Source organism: Mycobacterium sp., assembly GCF_047975165.1.
Lineage (GTDB): Bacteria > Actinomycetota > Actinomycetes > Mycobacteriales > Mycobacteriaceae > Mycobacterium.
In genome coordinates, this window is sequence record NZ_JBKECZ010000024.1 from 1 (window position 1) to 24,129 (window position 24,129).

At 68.0% G+C, this 24,129-nt stretch carries 19 protein-coding genes; 11 read left to right on the top strand and 8 right to left on the bottom strand.

Annotation, left to right across the window (positions count from 1 at the left end; translation table 11 throughout):
* Window positions 1-424 precede the first annotated feature (424 nt).
* Window positions 425-1,186, top strand: coding sequence for an acetyltransferase (locus ACK5M9_RS01620; protein WP_416891464.1), 762 nt, complete (start codon window positions 425-427; stop codon window positions 1,184-1,186).
* Between the two features lie 246 nt (window positions 1,187-1,432).
* Here ACK5M9_RS01620 and ACK5M9_RS01625 read toward each other — a convergent pair whose 3' ends face one another.
* From ACK5M9_RS01625 to ACK5M9_RS01660, 8 genes are all read right to left on the bottom strand, one after another.
* The gene (locus ACK5M9_RS01625) at window positions 1,433-2,653 is read right to left on the bottom strand and encodes an N-acetylmuramoyl-L-alanine amidase (RefSeq protein ID WP_416891465.1); all 1,221 of its coding nucleotides are present in this window, start codon (window positions 2,651-2,653) and stop codon (window positions 1,433-1,435) included.
* 186 nt (window positions 2,654-2,839) lie between these two features.
* Complete coding sequence (gene trxA / locus ACK5M9_RS01630; RefSeq protein ID WP_416891466.1) at window positions 2,840-3,190, bottom strand: thioredoxin; 351 nt, start codon at window positions 3,188-3,190, stop codon at window positions 2,840-2,842.
* Complete coding sequence (gene trxB, locus ACK5M9_RS01635) at window positions 3,187-4,170, bottom strand: thioredoxin-disulfide reductase (RefSeq protein ID WP_416891467.1); 984 nt, start codon at window positions 4,168-4,170, stop codon at window positions 3,187-3,189. Before trxB ends, trxA begins: the two co-directional genes overlap by 4 nt.
* Before the next feature lie 259 nt (window positions 4,171-4,429).
* Complete coding sequence (locus ACK5M9_RS01640; RefSeq protein ID WP_416891468.1) at window positions 4,430-5,140, bottom strand: hypothetical protein; 711 nt, start codon at window positions 5,138-5,140, stop codon at window positions 4,430-4,432.
* Complete coding sequence (sigM, locus tag ACK5M9_RS01645; protein WP_416891469.1) at window positions 5,137-5,721, bottom strand: RNA polymerase sigma factor SigM; 585 nt, start codon at window positions 5,719-5,721, stop codon at window positions 5,137-5,139. Before sigM ends, ACK5M9_RS01640 begins: the two co-directional genes overlap by 4 nt.
* Window positions 5,722-5,770: 49 nt before the next feature.
* Window positions 5,771-9,145, bottom strand: a complete 3,375-nt coding sequence (murJ, locus tag ACK5M9_RS01650) for a murein biosynthesis integral membrane protein MurJ (RefSeq protein ID WP_416891470.1) — start codon at window positions 9,143-9,145, stop codon at window positions 5,771-5,773.
* Window positions 9,142-11,583, bottom strand: coding sequence for a hypothetical protein (locus ACK5M9_RS01655; RefSeq protein ID WP_416891471.1), 2,442 nt, complete (start codon window positions 11,581-11,583; stop codon window positions 9,142-9,144). The genes murJ and ACK5M9_RS01655 overlap by 4 nt, the downstream gene beginning before the upstream one ends.
* The gene (locus ACK5M9_RS01660) at window positions 11,580-12,461 is read right to left on the bottom strand and encodes an NUDIX hydrolase (RefSeq protein WP_416891472.1); all 882 of its coding nucleotides are present in this window, start codon (window positions 12,459-12,461) and stop codon (window positions 11,580-11,582) included. Before ACK5M9_RS01660 ends, ACK5M9_RS01655 begins: the two co-directional genes overlap by 4 nt.
* 193 nt (window positions 12,462-12,654) lie before the next feature.
* Here ACK5M9_RS01660 and ACK5M9_RS01665 point away from each other — a divergent pair, with 193 nt between their 5' ends.
* The 10 genes from ACK5M9_RS01665 to eccA all read left to right on the top strand — a co-directional run bounded on the left by ACK5M9_RS01665 (window position 12,655) and on the right by eccA (window position 24,009).
* Window positions 12,655-14,097, top strand: coding sequence for a CCA tRNA nucleotidyltransferase (locus tag ACK5M9_RS01665; protein ID WP_416891473.1), 1,443 nt, complete (start codon window positions 12,655-12,657; stop codon window positions 14,095-14,097).
* Window positions 14,098-14,144: 47 nt separating this feature from the next.
* The gene (locus ACK5M9_RS01670; protein WP_416891474.1) at window positions 14,145-14,654 is read left to right on the top strand and encodes a pullulanase; all 510 of its coding nucleotides are present in this window, start codon (window positions 14,145-14,147) and stop codon (window positions 14,652-14,654) included.
* A 299-nt stretch (window positions 14,655-14,953) separates the two neighbouring features.
* Complete coding sequence (locus ACK5M9_RS01675; RefSeq protein ID WP_416891475.1) at window positions 14,954-15,277, top strand: WXG100 family type VII secretion target; 324 nt, start codon at window positions 14,954-14,956, stop codon at window positions 15,275-15,277.
* A gap of 49 nt (window positions 15,278-15,326) precedes the next feature.
* Window positions 15,327-15,617: a WXG100 family type VII secretion target gene (locus ACK5M9_RS01680; protein ID WP_416891476.1), complete on the top strand. Its 291-nt coding sequence runs from the start codon at window positions 15,327-15,329 to the stop codon at window positions 15,615-15,617.
* Window positions 15,618-15,721: 104 nt separating this feature from the next.
* Window positions 15,722-16,555, top strand: a complete 834-nt coding sequence (locus ACK5M9_RS01685; protein WP_416891477.1) for an ESX secretion-associated protein EspG — start codon at window positions 15,722-15,724, stop codon at window positions 16,553-16,555.
* On the top strand, window positions 16,556-17,605 hold the full coding sequence (locus ACK5M9_RS01690; RefSeq protein WP_416891478.1) for a MinD/ParA family ATP-binding protein: 1,050 nt from the start codon (window positions 16,556-16,558) through the stop codon (window positions 17,603-17,605).
* Window positions 17,605-19,086 (top strand): type VII secretion integral membrane protein EccD, encoded by a 1,482-nt coding sequence (gene eccD, locus ACK5M9_RS01695; protein WP_416891479.1) that lies wholly within the window; start codon window positions 17,605-17,607, stop codon window positions 19,084-19,086. Before ACK5M9_RS01690 ends, eccD begins: the two co-directional genes overlap by 1 nt.
* On the top strand, window positions 19,083-20,636 hold the full coding sequence (locus ACK5M9_RS01700; RefSeq protein WP_416891480.1) for a S8 family serine peptidase: 1,554 nt from the start codon (window positions 19,083-19,085) through the stop codon (window positions 20,634-20,636). The genes eccD and ACK5M9_RS01700 overlap by 4 nt, the downstream gene beginning before the upstream one ends.
* A complete protein-coding gene (gene eccE, locus ACK5M9_RS01705; RefSeq protein WP_416891481.1) occupies window positions 20,633-22,168 on the top strand; it encodes a type VII secretion protein EccE in 1,536 nt (511 codons plus the stop codon). The genes ACK5M9_RS01700 and eccE overlap by 4 nt, the downstream gene beginning before the upstream one ends.
* Window positions 22,168-24,009, top strand: coding sequence for a type VII secretion AAA-ATPase EccA (eccA, locus tag ACK5M9_RS01710; RefSeq protein WP_416891482.1), 1,842 nt, complete (start codon window positions 22,168-22,170; stop codon window positions 24,007-24,009). The genes eccE and eccA overlap by 1 nt, the downstream gene beginning before the upstream one ends.
* Window positions 24,010-24,129 lie beyond the last annotated feature (120 nt).

Sequence of the window (24,129 nt, forward strand, 5' to 3'; positions counted from 1 at the left end):
AGGCAGGGGGGTGAAATGGCAGCGGCGGCAGCGATGGCGGCTGTTCGCCCGGGGTCCCGCCCGGCGGCCCGGCGGCCCGGCGGCTCGTGTGCGGCGGGCGGCGTGCGGCGTGCGGCGTGCTGCAGGCGGCGTGCGGTGTGCGGAGCGGGCCTCCCGGGGCGAACACTGGCCCGCGAACACTGGCCCGCGAACACGCCGACCTCCTATCCTGGAAGGGCTGCCGGTGCAGACCGGAGACCGGAGCCCAGCGCTCGGAGCCCAGCGCCCAGAGCCCAGAGCGCAGCGCCCGGAGCCTGGCTCGTGGGTAGCAGGATGAGTCTCGGCACCCTACGGCTCGCCGGGACACAGAGGGCCCGGATCCGCGTGGACTTGCGGCGATGCGGACCGGCCGGTGTCGCACAGAGGCTAGGAGTCTAGGAGTCTAGTGTCAGCTCGCATTGCCAGGCTACGGCTCGAAGCCTTCGAGCAACTTCCCAAGCACGCTCGCCGGTGTGTCTTCTGGGAAGTCGACCCGGCAACCCTGGGAGAGGACGGCTACCTCGCGGATCCGGAGTTCGAAAAGGAAGCCTGGCTTTCGATGGTCATGTTGGAGTGGGGCTCGTGCGGGCAGGTGGCTACGGCCATCCCCGACGGCCGCAGCCAAGCCGACCCGCCCTGTCTGGGATATGTCTTCTATACCCCACCGAGGGCGGTGCCGCGGGCCCACCGGTTTCCGACCGCGCCGGTGTCGGCCGACGCGGTGCTGCTGACATCGATGGGAACTGACCGGGGCCAAGCCGACGACGACCTGCCGCACAGCCTCATCGCCGCCGTGATCGACGAAATGGTTCGCCGCGGCGTGCGTGCGCTGGAAGCGTTCGGGCGCACCGAGGCAGTTGCCGAGCTGCGGCCGGCGGACCCGGACATCCGACCGGTGCTGGAAGCCCTTGGCGACTGCTCCGTGGAGCACTGCGTGATCGCCGCCGACTTCTTGATCGACGCCGGTTTCGAAGTGGTGGCGCCGCACCCGTACTTCCCGCGGCTGCGACTGGAGCTGGACAAGGGGCTGGGCTGGAAAGCCGAAGTCGAGGCGGCGTTGGAAAGGCTGCTGGAAAACGCGGAACTCGAGCAACCGGTGGGAGCGGCTTCGGCCGGCAACGCGCTGAAGGCAGTCGATCTCGCCCGACCTCGGGGGCGGCGGTGGTGAATCGCTCCGGGGCGAGGTTTAGCCCGCTTGCTCGCGAGCGTAACGCCAGGGCGAAATCCGGAGCGCGAAATCGCAGCCACGTTACGCTCGCGAACGACTTGCACTCACTCCTGGGTCTTGAGCAAAATGTTCGAACTCAGGTCGAGCAACCGGTGGGAGCGGCTTCGGCCGGCAACGCGCTGAAGGCAGTCGATTCCGCGGATGGATACCGTAGTTGACGTGAAAGTTTCGGGCGTCCTGAGGATTTCAGGAGCCGGTTATACGGCTGGTCTGTTCGACGGACATTTCGTGTGCGAGCAGTTCGGCGAAAGTGAATGTGCCAGTGGGCCGGTCGTTCTTGCCCAGTAGATAGAGCCGCTTCACCGCTGCCAGAATCCCTTCGGCGACGACGTCCCGCACCTGTGTCGACACCAGCATGTCGCGATCGCGCGGGTTGGTCATATAGCCAACGTCGACCTGAACGGTGGGCATTCTGGTCAGACGCAACAGATCCCAGGTCCGCCCGTGAACGCGGCAGTCGCGTAGCCCGGTGCGAGCGACTATCTCCCGCTGGATGAAGTCGGCGAGGTTTCGCCCGATCGTGGATACCGACCCGTGGGAATTGCCGAAGTAGAAAGAAGCGACGCCGTTGGCTTCAGGGCGGGTTTGTGTTTCGCAACGGAGGCTGATCATCAGGTCCGCACCAACGGAATTGGCCATACCGGCGCGTTCGGTGTCAGACGGGCATCGATTGACGGCCCGAGAGAGGAATGTCTCCATGCCTATGGCCGCCATCCGGCCTTCGAGTCGACTCCCCAAGTCCCACAGTATGTCTGCCTCGCTGATCGGCCCCGACGAACTCGGGGTGAGCAGACCGTGATCGCTTCCGCCCCGCCCCGGATCGATGATGATCCGCTTACCCGACAGCCGGGGACCGGAGCTGCGAACCAGCTCTTCTTCGCGGATGGCATGCGGGGAACCGCCGCTGACCCTCGAACTCAGAAAGTACAGGGAGCGCAGCGTTTCCGGGCCGCAAATACCGTCCGCGGCCAGTCCGTACTCACGTTGGTAGGACATCAGCGAGCTGTGCGTCTGCAAACCGAAATACCCGTCGACCAAGCGCGTGTAGAAACCCAGATCTTGAAGCCGGGCCTGCAGGGTTGCGATGTCGTCGCCGTACAGGGGTGCGCCGAATTGATGGTAGAGAGTGCGCGCGCCGAGCCGGTAGGAGGCTTCCTTCAGTGCGCGGTAGGTGGCTTCACCGACGATGCCGTCCACCAGCAGTCCGCGATGCTGTTGGAAGGCGCGTATCCCATGGTCGAGTTCGGCATCGAACACATCGGCCGCAAGATGGCGGCCGGTGCTGAACTCCTCGTCGGGAGACTCCAGCATTCCCAGCGCGGCGAGGGCGGCCCGAATCTCGGCGACGGCAGCGCTGCGGTCGCCACAGCGCAGCACGTCGCGGTCCTCGCGGCGCGGACTCGGCATACCGATGGTCCTCCGAAACTAGTCGAGATCGCTGCCACCTGCAGCGCAGTCAACGGGCATTGTCTCAGATCATCAGCGATATCGGGAAACCCCAGGCCGCGCCGGGAGTCGATTCGCCGACGTGATGAGGCCGACGGGAGGCCAGCAGCAGGGATGCCCCCGGCCGCCCGCCCGCCGCCGCGACCGCTAACCGAGGCCGGGGACGGCGTCGGAGAGCTCGCGCAGCAGCGCCGCCTTGCCCTTGGCGCCGACGATCCGTTTCACCGGCTGGCCGTCCTTGAACAGGATCATCGTGGGGATCGAGACGACCTGGAAGTCGCGGGCGGTTTCGGGGTTGGCATCGACGTCGATCTTGGCGACGGTGAGGGTGGCCGAGTGCTCGGCGGCGATCTCCTCGAGCACCGGCGCCACCATCTTGCACGGACCGCACCAGGCAGCCCAAAAGTCAACCAGCACAGGCTTACTGCTGGACAGCACCGCGGTTGGGAAGGAGGTGTCGGACACCTCGGTGGTGGCGGACTTCTCGGAATCGCTCATCGCTTCGCTCCAATCAGGGTATCGGGCCGTCCGGTCGGTTCGTGCTCGGCAAGCCAGCGTTCGGCATCGATCGCTGCCGCACAGCCGCTGCCGGCCGCGGTGACCGCCTGCCGGTAGGTGCGGTCGACCACGTCACCGGCAGCGAAAACGCCGTCCATCGAGGTGCTGGTCGTGCGTCCCCGCGCCAGTACGTAGCCGTCCGGGTCGACGTCGATGGCGTCGCGCACCAGGGCCGAGCGGGGCTCGTGGCCGATGGCGACGAAAACACCGGTCACCGGCAGCGCCGTTTCCTCGCCGGTAACGGTGTCACGCAATCGCAGGCCGGTCACGGTCTGGTCGCCGTCCACCGCGACGACGGCCTTGTTGGTCACAACGGCGATCTTCTCGTTGGCCCGGACCCGGTCGAGCATGATCCGCGATGCCCGGAACTCCTCGCGGCGATGCACCAGGGTCACACTGCGTGCGAAGCGGGTGAGGAAGGTGGCCTCTTCCATGGCGGAGTCCCCACCGCCGATCACGGCGATGTCCTGGTCGCGGAAGAAGAAGCCGTCGCAGGTGGCGCACGAACTGACACCGCGGCCCAGCAGTTCCTGTTCGCCGGGCACGTGCAGATACCGGGGGGCCGCCCCCATAGCCAGGATGATCGCGCGCGCCCGGAATGTCTCGCCCTCGGCGGTGACCACCGATTTCACCGAACCGTCGAGCGACACCGATTCGATGTCTTCCATGCGCAAGTCCGCACCGAACCTGAGCGCCTGCTCACGCATTTCGTCCATCAATGCCGGTCCGGTGATGCCCTCGCGGAACCCGGGGAAATTCTCCACTTCGGTCGTGGTCATCAGCGCACCGCCGAACGAGGTCCCTTCGAAGACCAAGGGCTTGAGCTGCGCGCGCGCCGTATAGAGGGCCGCGGTATACCCGGCGGGACCGGAACCGATGACGATCACGTCGTGGATGGCTGGGGTGGAGTGCTCGGGCATGCGGGCCTTTCCGGATACGGGATCGCTCGGGTGATCTCAGATACTACGAACGCCAGCGTAGGCGGGGGTGTTCCCGGCAGTGAGCCGAGACACCTGGGTGCGGGCCGGCCATGCTCGCGAGCGTAACGTCACGGCGAAATCCGGAGCGCGAAATCGCAGCCCCGTTACGCTCGCGAACGCCGCACAGCCGCCGGACTCAGAACCCGACTACACCCATGAAGAGTCGGCAATCCCCGGGCCGGGCCGGGCCGGGCCGGGTTCAGCGTGGGACGACGGTGCTGGCCAGCAGGCCCGGGTCTGCGGCACTGCAATTCTGTGCCACGGCGTAGGCCACCACGGCTTGGTCGGTGTCCCCGGGCATGACCAGCAGGACACCGGGTTGGGCGCTGATCTCCACCGGCTGGGCGCCGAGCACCGGAGCGGAGGCCGGGTAGCCCAGCCCGTTGAGGCACGACGCGCGCACGGACACCTCGCCGAGAACCCCGAAGTCGGGTGGGCGGTGCAGCAGCGCGAGGATCTCGGGCCGGGAGAGGGGAATCACCGGCACGGCCGCGGATACGGTGATGTGGCCCGCGGTGGGCGATCCGCTCTGCGCGGCTGTGGGTTCGTCGAGCAGCTCCGCGGTACCGATACCGATCGCGGCGATGGCCGCGAACCCGCCCAGGACGCCGACGACGACCCGGGCCGGACGTGCAGCCGACCGCGCGGCATGGGGTGTGCGACCCTCGGCGGATCGCAGCGCTGCCAGGACCCCGGCGACCGTCTGCGGCGGGACTTCGGACGCGGATGCCCAACCGAGTGCGCCGATGTCGCCGCGGACTCGCTGTAGCGCCTGCCACGCCGAGGATGCCCGCGGATCGGTGCGGATCCGGTTGCGCAGGCGGGCCGCGGTGTCGTCGTCGAGTAGACCCGCTTGCAAGTCGGCGAGCAACTCGACGGTCAGTTCGGCGTCGTCGTCGGCGGCACTCATCCGCCCCAGTGTGCGGCATCGGCGTCGAGGTAGCACAGCAGGTGGGCAAGGCGGGCCCGTGCCCGGGCGCACCGGCTTTTGACGGTGCCTTCGGGGACTCCGAGCAATCGGGCGGTCTCGGCGATCGAGTAGCCCTGCATGTCGACCGCCACCACCGCGGCGCGTTGCTCGACGGACAGGCGCAGCAGTGCCTGCTGCACGCTGATCGCAGCCTCCACCCGGCCGGTTTCGTCGGTGGTCGGATATTCGTCGGTCAGCGGAACCACCGGCCGCCGCCGGGCGCTCCGCAGCCTGTCCAGGCAGGTGTTGAGCACGATGCGATGCAGCCAGGTGCCGACTTGTGCTTCGTACCGGAATGTGGCGGCAGCGCGGTGTGCTGCCAGCATCGCATCCTGAAGGGCGTCGTCGGCGTCTTCGGGGCTCAGGCTGGTCAACCGCGCCAGCCGGTGGAGCCGACGGTGGTGGCGCCGGAAAAGCTCGGCGAAGGCGTGTCGGTCGCCGGCGACATGGGCTGCCAGCAGGTCCGCATCGGTGTGTCGCCGGCGGCCTGCCGCACGCGGTCCTACTCCCGGGAAACCCACCGCCGGACCGTAGCGAATCCGGTGCCGGTCGGGCACTTCACCCGGTGGCTCAGGAAGCTGCTTCGACGGTGATTTCGGAGATCTCCGCCAGGCTCATGCCGTTGGTGGTGCCCAGGGTGGAGATCCACACCAGCAGATTCGAGGTCGGGTCGTCGGCGTCGACGTGAATCGTGTTGTGTCCGGGCTGCAGGGCGGCGGCCGGTGCCAGGGCCTTGGTCTCGTCCAGTTTGGACGGGTTCGGTGAGCTTGACGAGCGGAGCTCCACCTTCGTCCCGATGCTGGACACGTCGATGGTGACCACACCCACCTTCGTCGATCTGGGCAACTGCAACATCAGGCCCACACCGTTCTTGAAGGAGGGGAACGGCACCGGATCCGAGTAGACGTCGGTTTTCCACGCCGTCGTCGACTTGCCGTCTATCGCCAGCCCGGCGGTTCCGGGGTTGTCCGCTCCTCCGGCGGGGGAGAAGACGGTGGCCGCGGTGGGCTGGACCATGCTTCCTGGAGCCGCCAAGTCACCGGGCGAATCAGACGCCGACTGGCTCTCGTTGAGCCCGAGCTGGTCTCCCTGGAGTCCGCTGCCGAGGTCGCCGAAGATCCCGCGCACCACCGATGCCAGCACCAGCAACGTCACCAGCAGGGCGACGCCCCCGATAGCGGCGCCGATCACTATGTTGCGTCGGCGCCGCAAGGACGCGTTCGCGTCGCGCTCGTCTCCGCGCTCGGCTGGCCCGGCAGGCGTCTCCCCGCTGGACCCCAGCACCTCTGTGCCGCCTGCCACCGCATTCGCCGGCCGCAGCAGGTTCAGCAGGGTCGAGGCGGTGCGAATCCCGCCGTCCTGCTGCACCGATCGCGTGGCGACGGCAGAGATCTGGAACGGAATGGCGGGGTTTACCCGGTTCGGTTCGACGGGCCGGCCCTCGGCGTCGGTGTCGGCGGGCCGCAGGCCACTGCGCTCGCCCATCTCAGGCAGTGGCCACCGATCGATCAGCAGCGCATAAAGGCAGGCACCGATGCCGCGAATATCGTCCCGCGGGTTGGCGGCGGGCATGGTCGCCGGGTACGCCAGCACCACGTCGCCGTCGATGCTCACCCGTATCCGGCTGGGGTCATCGAGGGACAGCGCGACGCCGGTGTGGTGCGCGGACTGGGCTGCCGCCGTCAGCGCCTGCACGGCGCGGATGGCGCCCATCGCCGGCGGCGAGGTGTCGGCGACTTCCCGTAGCGAAGCGCCCCGGATCCATTCGGCGACGACCAGGCCGCCGGTGTCGATCTGGACGACATCGAGTACCCGGGCGATCCCGGGCTTGTCGATCTGGCTCAACCGTAGGGTGCGGGAAAGAATGTCCTGCACCACACCTTCGGGCAGGGCGCCCTCGGGGTCGACGAAGGTGAGTGCGACTTGACGGTCCAGAGCCGTGTCCAGAGCTTGCCAGAAGTGCAGTGGCGAGGTGCCGCCGTGGGAGATGAGCAGCCGGTAGCGTCCGTTGGCAATGCGTGCGCCGGGGACCAGGCCGGCCTCCTCGGCCGGCATCGGAGAATCGCCGAGACGTGAGTCCCCGGCCGGCTGGCGGTCGGGGATCGAAGGCGGTGGGGCGCTATCCGACGTGCGGTCGCTCACCTCCGGTCCTTTCGCTAGCCCGGCCGGGGTTGCCGGAGGTCGGGGCTGGATCGGCACCCCGCCCCCGCGGTCTCCCGGTGGGGACGAATTTCTCCGATCAGGGTACGCGACGCGGTGGTGCCGTGCCGAGACCGCAGCCTTCAACGGGGTCGGCCGGCTGCCGACCGTTTCAAGGGGGCGCTTGATGACCCGCAGCGCCGCAGTCGCCTCGGGGACCTGCGCACCGATCAGCACCGCGGCCAGGACGGGCACCATGATCACCGCCAGTGCCAGCAGGCGAAGCAGCGAACCCATGCCGCCGTAGGCGGTCCACCGATCCAGCCCGAGCAGCCGGTCGGCGACGAAGGCGATCAGGGCGGCCAGCAACGATGCCGCCGTCGTCACCAGGATCGTGCGAACCTCGGTCATCCCGAGCAGGGCGCCACCGCGGGGCCGTAGGCTGCGCCGTAACAGGATGTGGCCGACGATCGCACCAGCCAGGAAACCCAGGCCGTTGGCCGCTCCGAGCAGGCCAGCAACCAGGTCGCGGTTGGCGGTGAGGTGGGGCGCCAGTATCGATCCGAGGATCTTGACCGCGGTGATCACCACGATGATCGCAATCGGAGTCCAGGGTTGTTCGCGCGCGTAGAACACCCGCAGCTGCAGCAGGACCAGCGCGTAGGGGATCAGGGTGAACGCCGACAGCGCGATCGCGGTGCCCAGGTAGCCGGCGTCGACCTGGCCGAAATTCCCGTAGGCGAACAGCGCGCTGCCCATCGCCGGGCCGCCGACCGTCATGAACGCGACCGTCGGGATCAGGGTGATCATGGTGAGCCGGGTCGCCAGGGATAGATCGGCAAGCACAGCGGGGATGTCCTCGGCCGCGGCGTTGCGACTCAACCGCGGCATGACCACGGTCAGCACCGTCACGCCGATCATGCCGAACGGCAGCATCAGGACCAGCCAGGTGTAGTTATAGATCGCCGGACCGGAGGCGGCCGCCGTGCTGGCGATCTGGTTGCCCACCACCAGCCCGATCTGACTGATCGCGACGTAGAGCACCATCGCCGCCGCCATGGCGCCGAAGCGCTTGAGCCGTTCGTCGATGCCCCACAGCGGACGCAGACTGATGTGCTGACGCCGGATCGCGGCCAGCAGCACCGTAGCCTGGGCGAACACTCCCAGGGTGGTGCCGATCCCGAGCACCAGCAACTTGGGGTTGCTCATGTGCACCGGGTCGACGGAGAGTTCGCCGGGGACCGCCAGGTAGACCCCGAGTGTCGCGATCGCGACGACGTTGTTGACCACGGGCGCCCAGGCGGGCGGCCCGAACACGTTGCGGGTGTTGAGGATCGCCATGAATACCGAGGACAGTCCGTAGGCCAGCACCTGGGGCAGCAGAAGGTAGGCGAACGCAGTGGTCAACGGTTGGTTGACGGCCGGGTCGCGGCCAAGCATGAGGCGCACCAGCAGAGGCGCGGCCAGCACCGACAATGTGCTGGCCAGCACCAGCAGCGCGGTGGCCAGCGTGACCAGCCGCCGCACGAAGGCCGCTCCGCCGTCGGGGTCGTCCTGCTCGGCCCGGGCCAGCACCGGGACGAAGATCGCGGTGAACGTCGCTTCCAGCACCAGTGCAGCGACCAGGTTGGGCAGCTGATTGGCCACCGAGAACGAACTCGACAGGGCGGCACCCAGAATGGCCGCCAGCAGCACGATCCGGGCGAAGCCGGTGAGCCGGCTGATCAGGGTGGCGAACGCCATGCCCCAGGAACGCTGAACCAGGGCCGAGTCGGACAACTCCTCCCGCCGCGGCGCGCGGCTCATACTCGGTGCTCTTCTTCGATCCTGTCGTCCGCCGCCCGCCTGTGGGCATCTCGGTGCGGGATCGGGTGCGGTTGCTCGAATTGCCGGCCCGGTGGACCCGCGAAGTCGCCGGTTCTCTTCGTCGCCGGGCCCAGGCGATCCAGATCGGCGCGGTCGGGCTGGCCGCGGAAACGATGCCACAGCCGTCGCCCGGTCAGCAGCACCAGGATCGCCGCTGCGGTCATCGTGATCGCGAACAGCACCTGGCCGTAGGCGTTGGAATGCACCGACAGCCGCGCCGGCTCACCGAGTGCGGTGCCGTCCGGGGTGCTGAGCCCGACGTCGATGGCCACCCGCTGGGTGAAGTTGACTTCGATCGGCACGCGCAACGGCAGGTACCCCGGCGTCAGCTCGATCTCTCCCAGATCGGTGACCGTCATCCCGGGCGGGGCACTGATCTGCAGGCGCACCCGGATGGGTACCGTCAGGCCGTTGTGCAACACCAGTGGCAGCGGGCTGTGTTCGGTGGCCAACGTGTAGGAGCCGCTCGGTTCGACAATGGTCACCGACCTGAAAATGTCGTCGATCGTCTTCCCGGTGACCGACAGCCGCTGCTGAGCCAAGTCGTCGCGGGCATCGGGCGGAACCGACCGACTCAAAGTCCGGAGCATGTCCTCCAGCAGCGGTGCGGTGTACTGGGCGCCGGTCAGGCCGGTGCGCTCATCGGTCATCAGCGCCGACGTCAGGTCCTGGAGTCGACTCGTCTGCTCGGCGATCCGGCCGACGACATCGGAATCGAACTGGCCCCGTGCCGAGGGGTATCCGCCCGGCGGGTCGGGCTGACCGGAGTGGGTTGGCGCGTCGGCGATCAGTGCCGGCAGGGGGCGTGGCACGGCGAGCCCGGAATGGATGGCAGTGGCCAGGGCGGTCAGGATGGACTGTGCGTCGTCGGCGCGCAGGGTCCACGACCCCGGCGGCACCAGGAGTTCGGTGCGCGGTGAGACCTCCGGAGACAAGCTCCTCCACAGGATTGCACCGAGGGCGTCCTGGCGGCGTGCGGTGGCCGAATCGCGGTTGACGCCCACCGACAGGGATTTGTCCAGATACGCCGGGACGATCGGATTGGTCCCGGCCGCGGCCAGTGCGGCGCCGACGGCGGGGTCGAACGGTGCCACCACCACCCGCGCCGACAATCGGCGGGGCTCGATCTCGATCGGAGCAGCCCCCGCGGGGGCCGGGTCGGCGGCGGCCACTGCCACGGTGTCGTCGTTGGCGTCGAGCAGGGTGACGGTCCGGTCGGTGAGTGGACCGTCAGGCAGGACCGCGGTGCCGCGAAGCGACGCGACATCCAGTATTCGGTCGACGATGTCGGCGGGACTCGCGGTGGCGGTGTACCTGAGCCCGGGATTTGCCACCCGCTGCAACGCATCCAAGTCCGCTTGGGCATAGGGCAGCGCTACCACGCAGGTGTGCTTTGCGAGCGCGCGCAGCCGGTTGAGCCACAGGTTCGCCGCGGCCTGGCCGGTACCCGGATGCGTCGGGGTGCCGGGTAGTTGAGCGGGGCCGTCGGTTGCGTCGGACACCACGTAGCCGGCGGTCATCGCGTTGACGGTGACCAGTAGGTCCGGGTCGACAGCCAGGCACAGCGACTGGTTCACCGCACCGTCGGGATCGACGGCGCGGCTGGTGGCGAGTTCGGCCGAGGCCAGCAGCGCATCCAGCCGCCCGCCTCCGTCGAGCGAGGCAGCCAGTTCGTCATCGACCAGCCGCACCGGGACGGTGCCGCCGGGAACGCCGGGAGCGAGCCGGGGACGGTCGGCCAGCGGCCAGAGCATGGTGATCCAGACCGGTTTGGTGGTTTCCGGAGCCACGGCCGCGGCGATGCCGAGACCTTCCCCGGGTGGAACCCCCACCACGGGAAGCAGGAATCGCGCGTTCGTCAATCGGGAGGGCGCGCCGTAGTCCGGGGTCCCGTTGACATTGACCAGAATCGGGAAGACGCCCGGCCCGTCGATCCGCAGCGACGGTCCGGCCGACGGGCGCAGCGGGGCCGATAGGACGAACCGGGCTTGCTGGCCGCGTTTCAACTCGGGGGCCACCGCCACAACGTCGGCGGCGGGCTCGAAATCGTCGGCGCCATTGTCGAGCGTGGTGCGCAATTCGATCGACGATGCGACGGCGGGCGCGTGTTCGAGCCGGACCATCACATCGCGAACCGGCCGGTCGCCGATGCTGGTCACCGTGCCGGTGACTGTGACAAGCGGGTCGCTGCTGGTGGTGACCACGTCGGGGGTCACCTGGTCGATCCGGACCTGGACGAACGGCGTCGGCGTCGGCTCGCCGGCCTTGGCGCGGGGGGCTGACAGCGGGGCGGTGCACAACATCGCAGCACCGACGACAACGCCGGTCACTGCGGCGCCACGCGTCGCCCGGGGCCACCGAAGTCGGGCCGGCGTCACGGTCCCCGCCCGTTGCCGTTCTCCCGCCGCGCTGCGGAGTCGTTGGCGTGCCGGGTGCGCGAATGTGTCTGCGGGGTGCGGCGCGGCGAACTGGCCGGCAGTGGAGGTAGTGCCTCTTCGCCGTCGGTCTGCAGGGTGTCGATCAGTTCACCGGCGACCTCGGCCAGTTTGCGTTCGTCGGCGTAGGCCAGCCGCGACGGGAGTTCGTGCAGAGGTACCCAGGCCACCTCGGCGACCTCCAGGTCCTCATCGCAGAGCTCACCGCCGAGGAACCGCATCAAATAGTGGTGCACCGTCTTGTGTACCCGCCTGCCGTCGGTGACGAACCAGTAGTCGATGCGTCCGAGAGCCGCCAGGACGGTGCCGCGAACACCCGTCTCCTCGGCCACTTCGCGGATGGCGGTCTGCTCGGCCGTCTCGCCGAGTTCGATGTGCCCCTTGGGCAGGGACCACAGCATGCGGCCGCGCCGGTCGACTCGACCGATCAAGGCCGCGACCTGTTCGTTGCGCGGACCGTCGATTCCGTCGATGACCAGGCCCCCGGCCGAGGTTTCGTGGACAGTGCGCAGGCGTTCCGCTCGGCGCCTGGAGCGTCTCTTGGCCGCCAGCGCCGGGGACGGCGGGGGGCCGGGGGTTGCGGGGGAGTCGAGGTTTTCCGGGGAGTCCGGGTTTGCCGGGGCGGCGGGGGAGTCGGGGGCGGCGGGGGATGCGGGGGATGCGGGGGATGCGGGGGATGCGGGGGATGCGGGGGATGCGGGGGTGCCGGGAAGCCGGTCTCGGGCACGGCGTCCGGCGCTGCCGTCCGCCAGGCGCACGATCCCGCGACCGCGCCGCCGGCTCCGGCGCCGACGTGGTTTGGCCTGCTCGCCCTCCGACACCCCAGCGATATTAGCTGGTACAGCGGGGTTCCCCGGACGTACTCGCCGTGCGGGAGGTCTTGGAGAGGATCGGCGGCGGCACCCTCGGGGCCTGGCGTTCGCGCCGAGCGTGCAACTACTGCGAAAAATGGGCTGTTTTTTCACAGTAGTTGCACGTTCGGCGGGCGGATGCCCCCCACTAGGCTCAGTCAACGTGGCCGAACCCGTCCAGGACGCTGAGCTGCTGACCGCGGCCGCGGTCTCGCTGCACCGGCACGCCCCCCTGCTCAGTGCGCTCGGGTCGGCGTTTTGCGACGCCGGGCACGAGTTGTACCTGGTGGGCGGCTCGGTGCGGGACGCACTGCTGGGCCGGCTGAGCCCGGATCTGGACTTCACCACCGACGCTCGGCCCGAGAAGGCGCAAAGCATCGTCGAGCCGCTGGCCGATGCCGTGTGGGATACCGGCATCGAATACGGCACCGTCGGTGTCGGCTGCGGGGAACAGCGTCTGGAGATCACCACGTTTCGCGCCGACACCTACGACCAGGTTTCCCGTAATCCGGAGGTGCGCTTCGGGAATCGGCTCGAAGATGATCTGGTCCGCCGCGATTTCACGGTCAACGCTATGGCGGTGCGGATATCGCCGGCCGGGCCCGCCGAGTTTCTGGATCCGCTGGATGGTCTGACCGCCTTGCGGGCCAAGGTGCTGGACACCCCGGCCTCACCCGAGGTGTCCTTCGGCGACGACCCGCTACGGATGCTGCGCGCCGCACGCTTTGTGTCCCAGCTCGGATTCTCCGTGGCGCCGCGGGTAGTCGCGGCCATCGGCGAGATGGCTCCGCAACTGGCGCGGATCAGTGTCGAACGCATTGCCGCCGAGCTGGACAAGACACTGCTCGGCGAGCACCCGGTAGCCGGGATCGACCTGCTGGTCCAGACCGGCATGGGGGAGGTGGTGCTCCCCGAAGTCGGCGGTATGCGGATGGCCATCGACGAGCACCACCAGCACAAGGACGTCTATCAGCACTCGCTGACCGTGCTGCGGCAGGCCGTCGACCTAGAGGACGGCGACCCTGATCTGGTGTTGCGCTGGGCCGCCCTACTGCACGACATCGGCAAGCCCGACACCCGCCGCCATGAGCCCGGCGGCGGTGTGAGTTTCCACCACCACGAGGTGGTCGGAGCCAAGCTGGTGCGACGGCGCATGCGCGCGCTGAAATACTCCAAGCAGCTGGTCGAGGACGTTTCGCAACTGGTGTACCTGCACCTGCGCTTCCATGGATACGGTGACGGCAGGTGGACCGATTCCGCGGTGCGCCGCTATGTCACCGACGCCGGGCCGTTGCTGCCGCGGTTGCACAGGCTGGTGCGGGCGGACTGCACGACCCGCAACAGGCGGAGGGCGGCCCGGCTGCGCGCCAACTACGACCGGCTCGAAGAACGTATCGCCGAGTTGGCCGCACAAGAGGATCTGGACCGGGTGCGCCCGGATCTGGACGGCAACGAGATCATGGGGCTGCTCGGTATTCCGGCCGGCCCGCAGGTCGGCGAGGCTTGGCGATTCCTCAAGGAGCTGCGCCTGGACCGCGGGCCGCTGTCCCGCGAGGAGGCCACCGCCGAGTTGCTGGCCTGGTGGCAGACGCGCGGCAACACCTAGCCGGTCCCGGCGGAACCCCCGGCCACGTCGCGGCGTCGAAACCAGATATGGATTACTGCCTCGGCGGCGACGACGGTAGCGCCGCATTCTGGAATCATCAGCCCGATCTGGACCTCGACGGCGACGGCACCCTGGATGCGGTCGGGGTGGATCTCGACGCCGACGGGCTGCTCGACGACGCGCTGGCCGACTTCGACGCCGATGGTCTGGCCGACCACGCGGTTCTCGACCTGGACAACGACGGCAGTCCCGAAAGTTACTACACCGACGATGGTTTCGGGACTTGGGCGGTGGCCGCGGAACGTGATGCACCGATGCGCTGGACGGGACTGGACGGCGCCGATCACACCGGCGGTCCGCTGGTCGACTTCGACGGGTACGGCCGGCCCGACGACCGATTGTTCGACATCGATGCCGACGGTCTGGCCGACCGCGTGCTGTGCAGCGGACCCGGCGGAATTAGCGGATACGCCGACACCGACGGCGATGGCCGCTGGGACATCCGGCTATCCGACGCCGACGGCGACGGATTGGCCGACGGCGCTGCGGTGCTGTGACCGCGCCTCCGGCGATCTTGCCGGCCCGCCGGCCCGCCGGCACCTCGCCGCCGCGAACCGGCGGGCCGCGCCCACACCCCGGCCCGCCGGCTTCGCCCGGCGCATTGTGAGCGACTCGGTGAGCAGCCTCGTCGGCCGACCGTTTGACACCGGCCCGATCCTGGTGTGCACTTGGCAGTCTGTCGAGCTCCGCTGCCGTTGTCGTGGCGGGTGAAGTGACAGCGGGGGGCGAGCGTTCTACTTTTGCGCGGGCCCTTGCTTTGGGGGACGCGAAATATAAAGGGAGACGCAATTCAATGGTGAACGCAACAATTGTCACGCCGGAACTGCTGCGCAGTACCCAGCAGCGGATCGAGGCGCGATTACAGGAAGCTGCCGTGATCGCCAACCAGTACCTGAGCGGACACGAGAACATCATCAGCGCCACCGGATGGGCCGGTGACGCCGGAACCACCTCACTCAACACCGCCGGTCAGATCCACCACGATCTGCAGCAGATCATGACCGGTGGTCAACGGCTGGCGAACGGATTGGGCCGGGCCGCGGTCCTGATGGAGAACCACGAGGCCGACGCGGCGCACAACCTCAACGGTGTGTTCGGCGGCGGCGCCCAAACCGCCTGACACGAACCGCTTCCGTTCCAATCGACTTGACAGCAAGGAATCAACCGCAATGACAGACCACATCGTCTACAACCACGGCGCCGTCGTCGGCTTCGCCGGCGAAGTCGGCACGCAGGCCGCCCAATTGATGGAAATCCACAGCGACGTCCTGAACCTCACCCAGGCTCTCGGCGACTTCTTCCAGGGCAACGGTGCCACCGCGTTCTTCGACGCCCAGCAGCAGATGCTGCACGGCCTCGAGGACATGATCCAAACCGTCAGCCGACACGCCCACACCGTCCACAGCGTCGACGAGATGGCCCGGGCCACCGACGCGCAAATGGGCAACTTGTTCGCCTGACCTTTGCGATAGGCCCGAGACGCGAGGGGTGTCGGGCGGGCCGCGAGGCGCGGATGCCGCCTGCGCCCCGCACCTCGGGCCTATCGCCCACAGGGGGAAATATCGTGCTCACCACCACCGTCGACGGGCTATGGGCACTGCAAGTTCTCGCGGGCATCGAGACCGTTGCCCCCGAACTGGGATTGCGGCCGCATCTTCCCAGCGTGGAGTCCTGGCAATTGGCGCTGCGACACCCGATCGCCACCGACCTGCGCGCCGCCGGCGTCATCGACGACGGCGGCAATGTGGACACCGCGGTGCTGGAATGGCTGACTGTGCTGTCCCGCCGCGACATCGCCCTGTGCATCGACTTCCGGACACCCGGGGACGCCAACCCGCCACGGGCATTGCTGGCCAGATTCGCCCAGTGGTGGGTAGCTCTGGAACGCGACGCGGATCTGATCAGGATCAGCCCGGCGGGCACCGCGCACGCCGAGGACTCGGCCAGTGCGGTGCTCAACGCGCAGATCGAGCGACTGTGCGGGCCCAGCGACGCCGCCCGGCTGCGCCCGGTCACCCTGGACACCCAGGCGCTGCGGGCGGTATCGGCCGGCGCGCAGCCGATGTGCGACTTTCTCGGCGGTCAGGGCCTGGATCCCGACCAACTCCGAACGGTGATGCTGGCCGCGGATGACACCCGTTCGGCGAAGGCGTCCATTGTCGCCATCCAATCGGGTGTGGCGACCGGACGAATCCGCAGAACGCGGATCGAACAGGCCGCGGTGACCATCATCGACACGCCCGAAGGACGTGTGGTGGTTGAGGAAGTCCGGTCCGCCGGACGCGAATGGAACATCATCTCCCCGGGTTCGTGGGGCAACATCGCTGCCGCGGTCGACCACATGGTGCGGCGCCTGCCCGCAGACCGGGAATGGTATTCGTATCGAAAGGTTGTGTAGATGAGGGTAACTCAAGACAGTCATGGTGACACCGCGATCGATTCGTGGAGTGGAACGCCGGCGTCCGGGCAAGGGCAGGATGCCGCGGGGCGGGAGTTGCACCAGCATCAAGAGTCCGTATCGGGGACTTTGCGAATCTCCGACATGGTGTCACCGCGCAAGATTCCACCTGGCTCCGGATGGCGGAAACTTGTGTACCGCTTGTCATTCCAGAATGTCAACCTAGGCGAATCTCCTGCCGAGCGGCACTACCGGGACTTGCAGAATCGTATCCGTCGCCACATCCGCAAGCAGTACGTGATCGGTGTGGTGTCGGGCAAGGGGGGTGTCGGGAAGACGACGATGGCCGCCTGCATCGGTGGAGTGTTCCGGGAATGCCGTCCGGACAACGTCGTGGCGATTGACGCCGCCCCGGGATTCGGCACGCTAGCCGGCCGTATCGACGAATCTCCACCGGGAGACTACTCGGCCGTGCTGAACGACACGGATGTACAGGGTTACGCGGACATCCGAGAACATCTGGGCCAGAACAGTGTCGGGCTCGACGTATTGGCAGGCAACAGAGTTTCCGACCAACCCCGGCCGCTGGCTCCGTCGATGTTCACCGGTGTGCTCTCGCGGCTGCGCCGCACGCACACCGTCATTGTCGTGGACACCTCCGACGACCTCGAGCACCCGGTGATGAAAGCGGTGCTCGAGGCCTGCGATGCACTGGTATTCGTGTCGGGCTTGACCGCCGACACCTCGCTTCCGGTTACCCGGGCGATCGATCTGCTGCGGTCGATGGGCTACCACGAATTGGTCTCGCGAAGCACCGTTGTCCTCAACGACAGCCGCAACAAATTCGACGGGGATTCGCGTGACTACCTCGCCGAACGTTTCCGTCAATCCGGCGCCACCGTCGAATTCATGCCGTTCGACCCGTATCTGGCAAAGGGCGGGATCATTGACACCCGGCATGAACTGAAGAAGGCGACGCGGCTGCGGCTGTTCGAGATCGCTGCGTCCCTGGCAGACAAGTACATTCCCGATACCGACAGGCCGCGGTGATGACGACGGTCTCGTTCCCGGCGCGCTGTGCCGTCGCCGTTGTCTGCGGTGAGAACCTGCTCTCACAGGTCTATCCGGCATCGGTCGCCATCGAGGTATTCATCGACAATGTCGTCGAATTGGTCAACGATGAGCTGCGCCGCCGCGGGGTGGCCGGGCTGGAGCCGACCACCCGCTATGAATTGCAGAAGGCCAACGGAGTTCGGCTCGACGTAACCAAGACCCTCGGCGAACTCGGGGTGGAAGACGGCGCAACCCTGATCCTGGCGACCGCCGCCGAAGGCGATCCCTTCGAACCGCAATACGAATCACTGTCCACCGGCTTGGCGCGCGTGGGCAGAAGGCTCTTCGATCCGGTGACACCGCAGACAGCAGAGCACACGGCCCTGGCCATTATGGCCATGGTCATGCTCACTGTCCTGGGATTAGCGGTTCGGCAACGTATCTCGTCCGACATGATGGCGCCTGCCCTGGTGGCGGGAGCGGCCGGACTGTCGGCGGCGGCAGCGGCGGCGATGGTTCTGCGGTGGTCGCCGCATCGCACCGGTTTGTTCGACGGCCTGGCCTGGCCGGCCGTACCTTTGATCGCCGCCGGATTGGGAGCGGCTGCCCCGGGTCGGGTGGGGGCGGCTCATCTGTTCATCGGCGCGCTGGCGGCGGGGGTGTCGACGTGGGCAATCGCCGCGACGACGGGCCGTCGGATCACCGCGGCGTCGGCCACGGTGACGCTCTGCGCACTTGGCGGGGCGGTTGCCGCGGTGCGGATGTGGTGGCCGGTACCGGCGCAGTGGCTGGGAATGTGCCTGCTGGTCGCGCTGCTGTGGGTATTGACCCTGGCGCCGACGATCGCGCTGTGGGTGGCCCGTATCCGGCCACCCCACTTCGGTTCGATCACCGGGCGCGACCTGTTCCGGCGGAGCGCCGGACTGCCGCCGGATGCCGTCTCCCCGGTGGCCACGGCGACCGGGGGAGATGTGGAATCCGATATCACACCGCGCGGCAACCGCATTGCGACAGCGGCGATCCGCGCCAACGCCGTATTGACCGGGATGTGCCTGGGCGCCGCGACGACGCTACCCGCCGCGGTATGGGTCACCCTGATGCCCGGGGGTCATCGTGGGGCCGCCGCTGCGGTACTCGCCGCGCTGTTCGTCCTGATCTCCATCACCCGGGGCCGCGCCTTCGCGGACAAGCGTCAAGCTGTCGCCCTGGTCTGTGGCGCGGCAGCGGCAACGTGCACCGGCATAGTCAAATACGTGGTGCATGACCCGAGTTCGTCGGGTCATGCATTGTGGTGGGGAACCGCGCTACTGGGGGTATTCGCCGCTGCGGGGCTGCTTGCCGCATTGCTGGTGCCGGTCACGCGATTCACACCGCTGGTCAGAATGGCCGCCGAATGGCTCGAAATCCTGGCCATCATAGCGGCGTTGCCCATGGCTGCCTGGATCGGCGGACTCTTCACCTGGGTGCGCATGCGATGAAACCCCCTGCCCTCCAGCGCATCTGCGCGTTCGTCACGGTATGCATCGCGCTGGCCCTGTTGAACGGCCAGTCCGTAGCGCTTGCGGTTCCCCCGCCCAGCGTCGATCCGGGACGGGTACCACAGGATGCTACGCCGGCACCGGAGCAGCCCATGCGGCAAAGCAACATGTGTGCCCGGACGATCGCGGTAGCAGAACCCGACATCACGGCGACCGCGCCCGGTTTTGCCATGCTGAATGTGGCCAGCGCCTGGAAGTACTCGACAGGCAACGGAGTTGCCGTGGCGATCATCGACACCGGGGTCACCCCCGGCCCGCGGCTCAAGGTTGTTCCGGGCGGCGACTACATAATGGCCGGAGACGGCCTGCAGGATTGTGACGCCCACGGCACCATCGTGGCATCGGTGATCGGTGCCGCGCCGCAGGGAACGCCGATGCCGGCGCCGATGCCACCCCGGCCGGCATTCGCACCGCCACCTGCGGCCTCGGCGCCCCCACCCCCGACGACATCGCAGCCCGATACCGAATCGGCCAGCGGCACAGGGAATCCAGCCGTCACACCGGATGACGTCCCCGCAGTGCCGGGCCCTGGCGCGGGTGCGCCCGACGGCGTCGTCGGCGTCGCGCCGCACGCCGTCCTCATCTCGATCCGGCAATCGTCGCGGGCCTATGAAACCGTGAATCCGTACCCCGGCGACTCGGAGGTGCGCAGGAAAGCCGGTTCCATCGCCACGCTGGCGCGTGCGATCGTGCACGCCGCCAACCTGGGCGCCAAAGTCATCAATATCAGTGTGACGTCGTGTGTTCCGGCCGCAGACCCATTGGATCAGGCTGCCATCGGCGCGGCGGTCTGGTATGCCGCCACAGTCAAGGACGCGGTAATCGTGGCCGCGGCGGGAAACGACAGCGAGGACGGTTGCGTCCAAAATCCACAGTTCGATCCGCTGGACACCTCCGACCCCCGAGACTGGCACCAGGTGAAGACGGTGTCGTCGCCGTCCTGGTTCTCCGACTACGTGTTGTCGGTGGGGGCGGTCGACAACACCGGCGCGCCGTTGGCCAGAAGCCTGTCCGGCCCGTGGGTGGCGGTCGCCGCCCCGGGAGCCGGCACCATGGGGTTGTCTGCGCAAACCGGGGCGCCGGTGAACGCCTATGCGGCCATCCGCCCGGGCGAGAAGAACATGCCGATCTGGGGAACCAGCTTTTCGGCCGCCTATGTCAGCGGGGTCGCCGCGCTGGTACGCGCGAAGTTTCCGGAGCTTTCCGCCCACCAGATCGTCAACCGGATTCTGCAGACCGCGCACAATCCCCCTCGCGGGGTGGACAACCAGGTGGGCTACGGCGTGGTGGATCCGGTTGCCGCCCTGACGTTCGACGTGCCGGCGGGGGACCGCCTTGCGCCCGCGGCGCGGAGCCGAATCCTGACTCCCGCGGCAGCGCCGCCGCCGCCTGATCACCGAGCCCGCACCGTTGCCCTGGTGTTCGCCGCAGTGGTCGCGGGGGCGATCGCGGCCGCCGCCCTGGTCGCCCGGGCCGGGAGGCGACCGTGAGCGCACCGGCTCGGCTGACCACGATCACCGCCGTCCTCACCGCAGCAGTTGCCGGGTGGGCAATCGGTGGGTATGTCTGGGCCGCGATGGGTGTGGTATCCGGGGCGGCGGTGTTCGTGGTCCCGTGGCGAAGTCAGACGCCGTGGTCGTGGGTGATGCTGTGGTTCAGGCGAAACCACCCGATCGTTCTGGCGCAGCCTCTGACGGTAGCCAACGACAGGGCGGGCGGCGGCCTGCGGTATCAGGACGGGGTAGCCGTTGCCGTCATCCAGCTGTTCGGCAAGGCCCACGCGCCGACGTTCCTCACCGGCTCCAACACCACCGAGACCGAAAATACGTTTGACACACGGATTCTGCAGACCATGCTGCGGCAGAGCCTGGGACTGCGGATCGATTCGCTCAGCATTGTCAGCTCCGGTGCCCGTCGCCGGAGGACCGGTGACTACTCGCGCGTGTACGACACGCTCATCGGCACACCCCCGTACGCCGGCCGGCGTGAGACCTGGATGATAGTGCGCGTTGCCGCGCTGCCCAACGCCGGGTCGATGTCCGGGCGGTTCTCCATCGGATCAGCCACGCTGGCCGCCGCGCAGCGCATCTGCGCCGCGTTGCGCCAGCAGGGAATCCGCGCCAAAGTGGCCACCGCGACCGACATCGTCGAAATCGAGCGCAGGCTCGGAGCGGCGGCGTTGGCTGCCCCGAACCGGCGGTGGGGTTCGGTACGCACAGACGGCGGCTGGCTGACCAGCTACGGCTACCGCCCCGGCGACATCACGACCGGGGCACTCGCGCTTGCGTGGTCCACCGGGGCCGACGGCGTTACCCAGAACATCAGCTACTTCGGCGATGGGACCGCCTGCGCCACCGTAACTTTGCTTACCCCGCAACAGCCCACGGCAGCGCCGAGTGTGCTGTTGCGGCCGCTGTGCGGTGAGCAGGCACGTGGGATCGCCGCCAATCTCTGCGGACCCATGCCGGTGCTGCGAGGTGTCCGGCGGGGCATTCCGACGGGGCCGGTCGCCGTTCCCATCGGACCTTCGGGGGTATTGCTCGGAAAGGCCGGTGCCCGGAACCGCATGACGTTGCCGCTGGACGATCCGGCAGAGTCCAGCCGGGTGCATATCGCCGCGGAGGATTCGCTGGCCAAACGGATTGTGGTGCGCTTGGCCGCGGCCGGCGAACGGGTAACGGTGCACACCCGCGATGCCGGCCGGTGGGCCAGTGTCCGGATGCCCGACGTCATGGTCACCGACCGGGCCAAGCCGATGTCCGGCAGCACCGTCAGCGTGGTGGATGGCACCCTCACCCCGATTCCCCGGCCGAATACCGTGGTTTCCGTCGGTGGCCCGGACGCGCCGCACCGGGGTGCGGTCGATGTGCTCATCAGCCAGATCGGTCCGGCCACCGTCGAGGTCGCTGCCCGCGGCCGCGAATACATCGTGGAGATCGAACTGTTCCGAGCCGAGAACCGGTACGTATCTCCCGAGCCGGACTTTTTCGGAGCCGACGAACCCGCGCTGACGGGCTCGTGATGGCTGCCGTCAGCTCCACACCGGCTGCACGCAAGCGGTTCGATCAGGCAATGACGTTGTTGGACAGTGATTCCGATGCCGCGTTGGTGCGGTTTCGGGAGGCAACCGAGCTCGACCCCGCGATGGCCGACGCCTGGCTGGGCCGGGTCGCGGCCGGTGACGAGGAGCTGGCGACCGTCCAGCAGCTGTATGCCCATGGAGACCGCCTGCATCGGGAAACGAACCGCTTGGGCGTTGGGCTGTCCGTTCCGATCAAAGCGGGCCCCTATCTTTCGATTTCGGTGACCGAGTCTTCCCATGCGGGCCTGGCGCTGGCCAGTGCGCTGGTCGATGACCGACAGTACGAGAGGGCCGAAGCGTTGCTGGCCGACCCGTCGTTGGTGGACAGCGAGGAAAACCATCAGTGGCAGCGACACCTAACCGCCTACCTGATGTTCGCCGCGCAACGATGGCCGGATGTGATCGCGGTTGCCGCGGCGCCGCTGCCCGCTCAGGCGATCATCATGGACGCGGTCACCGCGGGAACCTGCGCCCTGGCAGCCCACGCCGCTGCGCATCTGGGACAGACGCGGGTCGCATTGGAATGGGCCGACAGGATCGAGGTGCGCACCTCGCACCCGAGTCCGTCGGCAAAACTCGGCCACACCGCGCAAACCGCGATCGATTCCGGCGAGTTCCCCTTGATAGCAGCCGATTTGGCCTATATCCGCGGGATGGCCTACCGGCAGCTCGGTGAGGAGCAACAGGCGCAGGTGTGGTTGTCCAAAGCTGCGATCAACGGTGCCCTGGTGGAGCCCGCCAAGCTGGCCCTAGCCGATCCCAGCGTGCAGTTGGTGGTGACCGACGAGGAAACCATCGGCAGCAGGACCGATAGGTGGGACGTCGGCACCCAGCGCACCGCGCAACAGCGGACCGAGGCCCAAGACGAAGACCGCCGCCGCGATCTGCTGGCGCAGGGACGCGCGCTGCTGGACAACCAGGTCGGGCTGGCCGACGTCAAGCGGGCGGTCGCGGAACTGGAGGATCAGATCGAAGTCCGGGCGTTGCGGCTGGCGGCCGGGCTTCCCGTGGCAAACCAAACCAACCACATGCTGCTGGTCGGTCCGCCCGGCACCGGAAAGACGACCACCGCGGAGGCCCTGGGCAAGATCTATGCGGGCCTGGGGATCGTCCGGCACCCGGAGATCATCGAAGTCAAGCGGGCCGATTTCTGCGGGGAACATATCGGGTCGTCGGGGCCCAAGACCAACGACCTCATCGGCCGTTCGCTGGGCCGCGTGCTGTTCATGGACGAGTTCTACTCCCTGGTCGAACGGCACCAGGACGGCCGGCCGGACATGATCGGCATGGAGGCGGTCAATCAACTGCTGGTGGCGCTGGAGGTCCACCGCTTCGACTTCTGCTTCATCGGCGCGGGCTACGAGCGGGAAGTCGACGAATTCCTCACCGTCAACCCGGGCCTGGCGGGCCGGTTCAACCGGCGACTTCGCTTCGAGTCCTACCGCCCGAACGAATTGGTGGAAATCGCGGTGCGCTACGGCACTCCGCGCGCCACCGTCATCGAGGCGCCCGCGGCGGAGGCGTTCGGTGCCGCTTGCACGACACTGGGTGCCTATCGGGCATCCGACGGATCGCACGGCATCGATGTGATGCACAACGGACGCTTTGCGCGCAATGTCGTGGAGCGCGCCGAGCGGCTCCGGGATTCACGGGTGGCTGCGCAGCATCGCACCGACAAGGGTTCGGTGACGATCGAAGACCTGCAGACGCTGCGCACGACGGACATGTTGACGGCGGTGGGCCAAGCCTGCGCGGAAAAACGGGTTCCGGTGGATCTTTGAGCACCGGGTCGGAAGCGGTGCCGTGCGGGTGCCGCCCATCACGGTCAGCAGTGTTTTTAGGGAGCTGCCAGCCAGCGGGTTAGTATTGGCATGTTGGCATGTCAGGCGGCTTTCGTCATA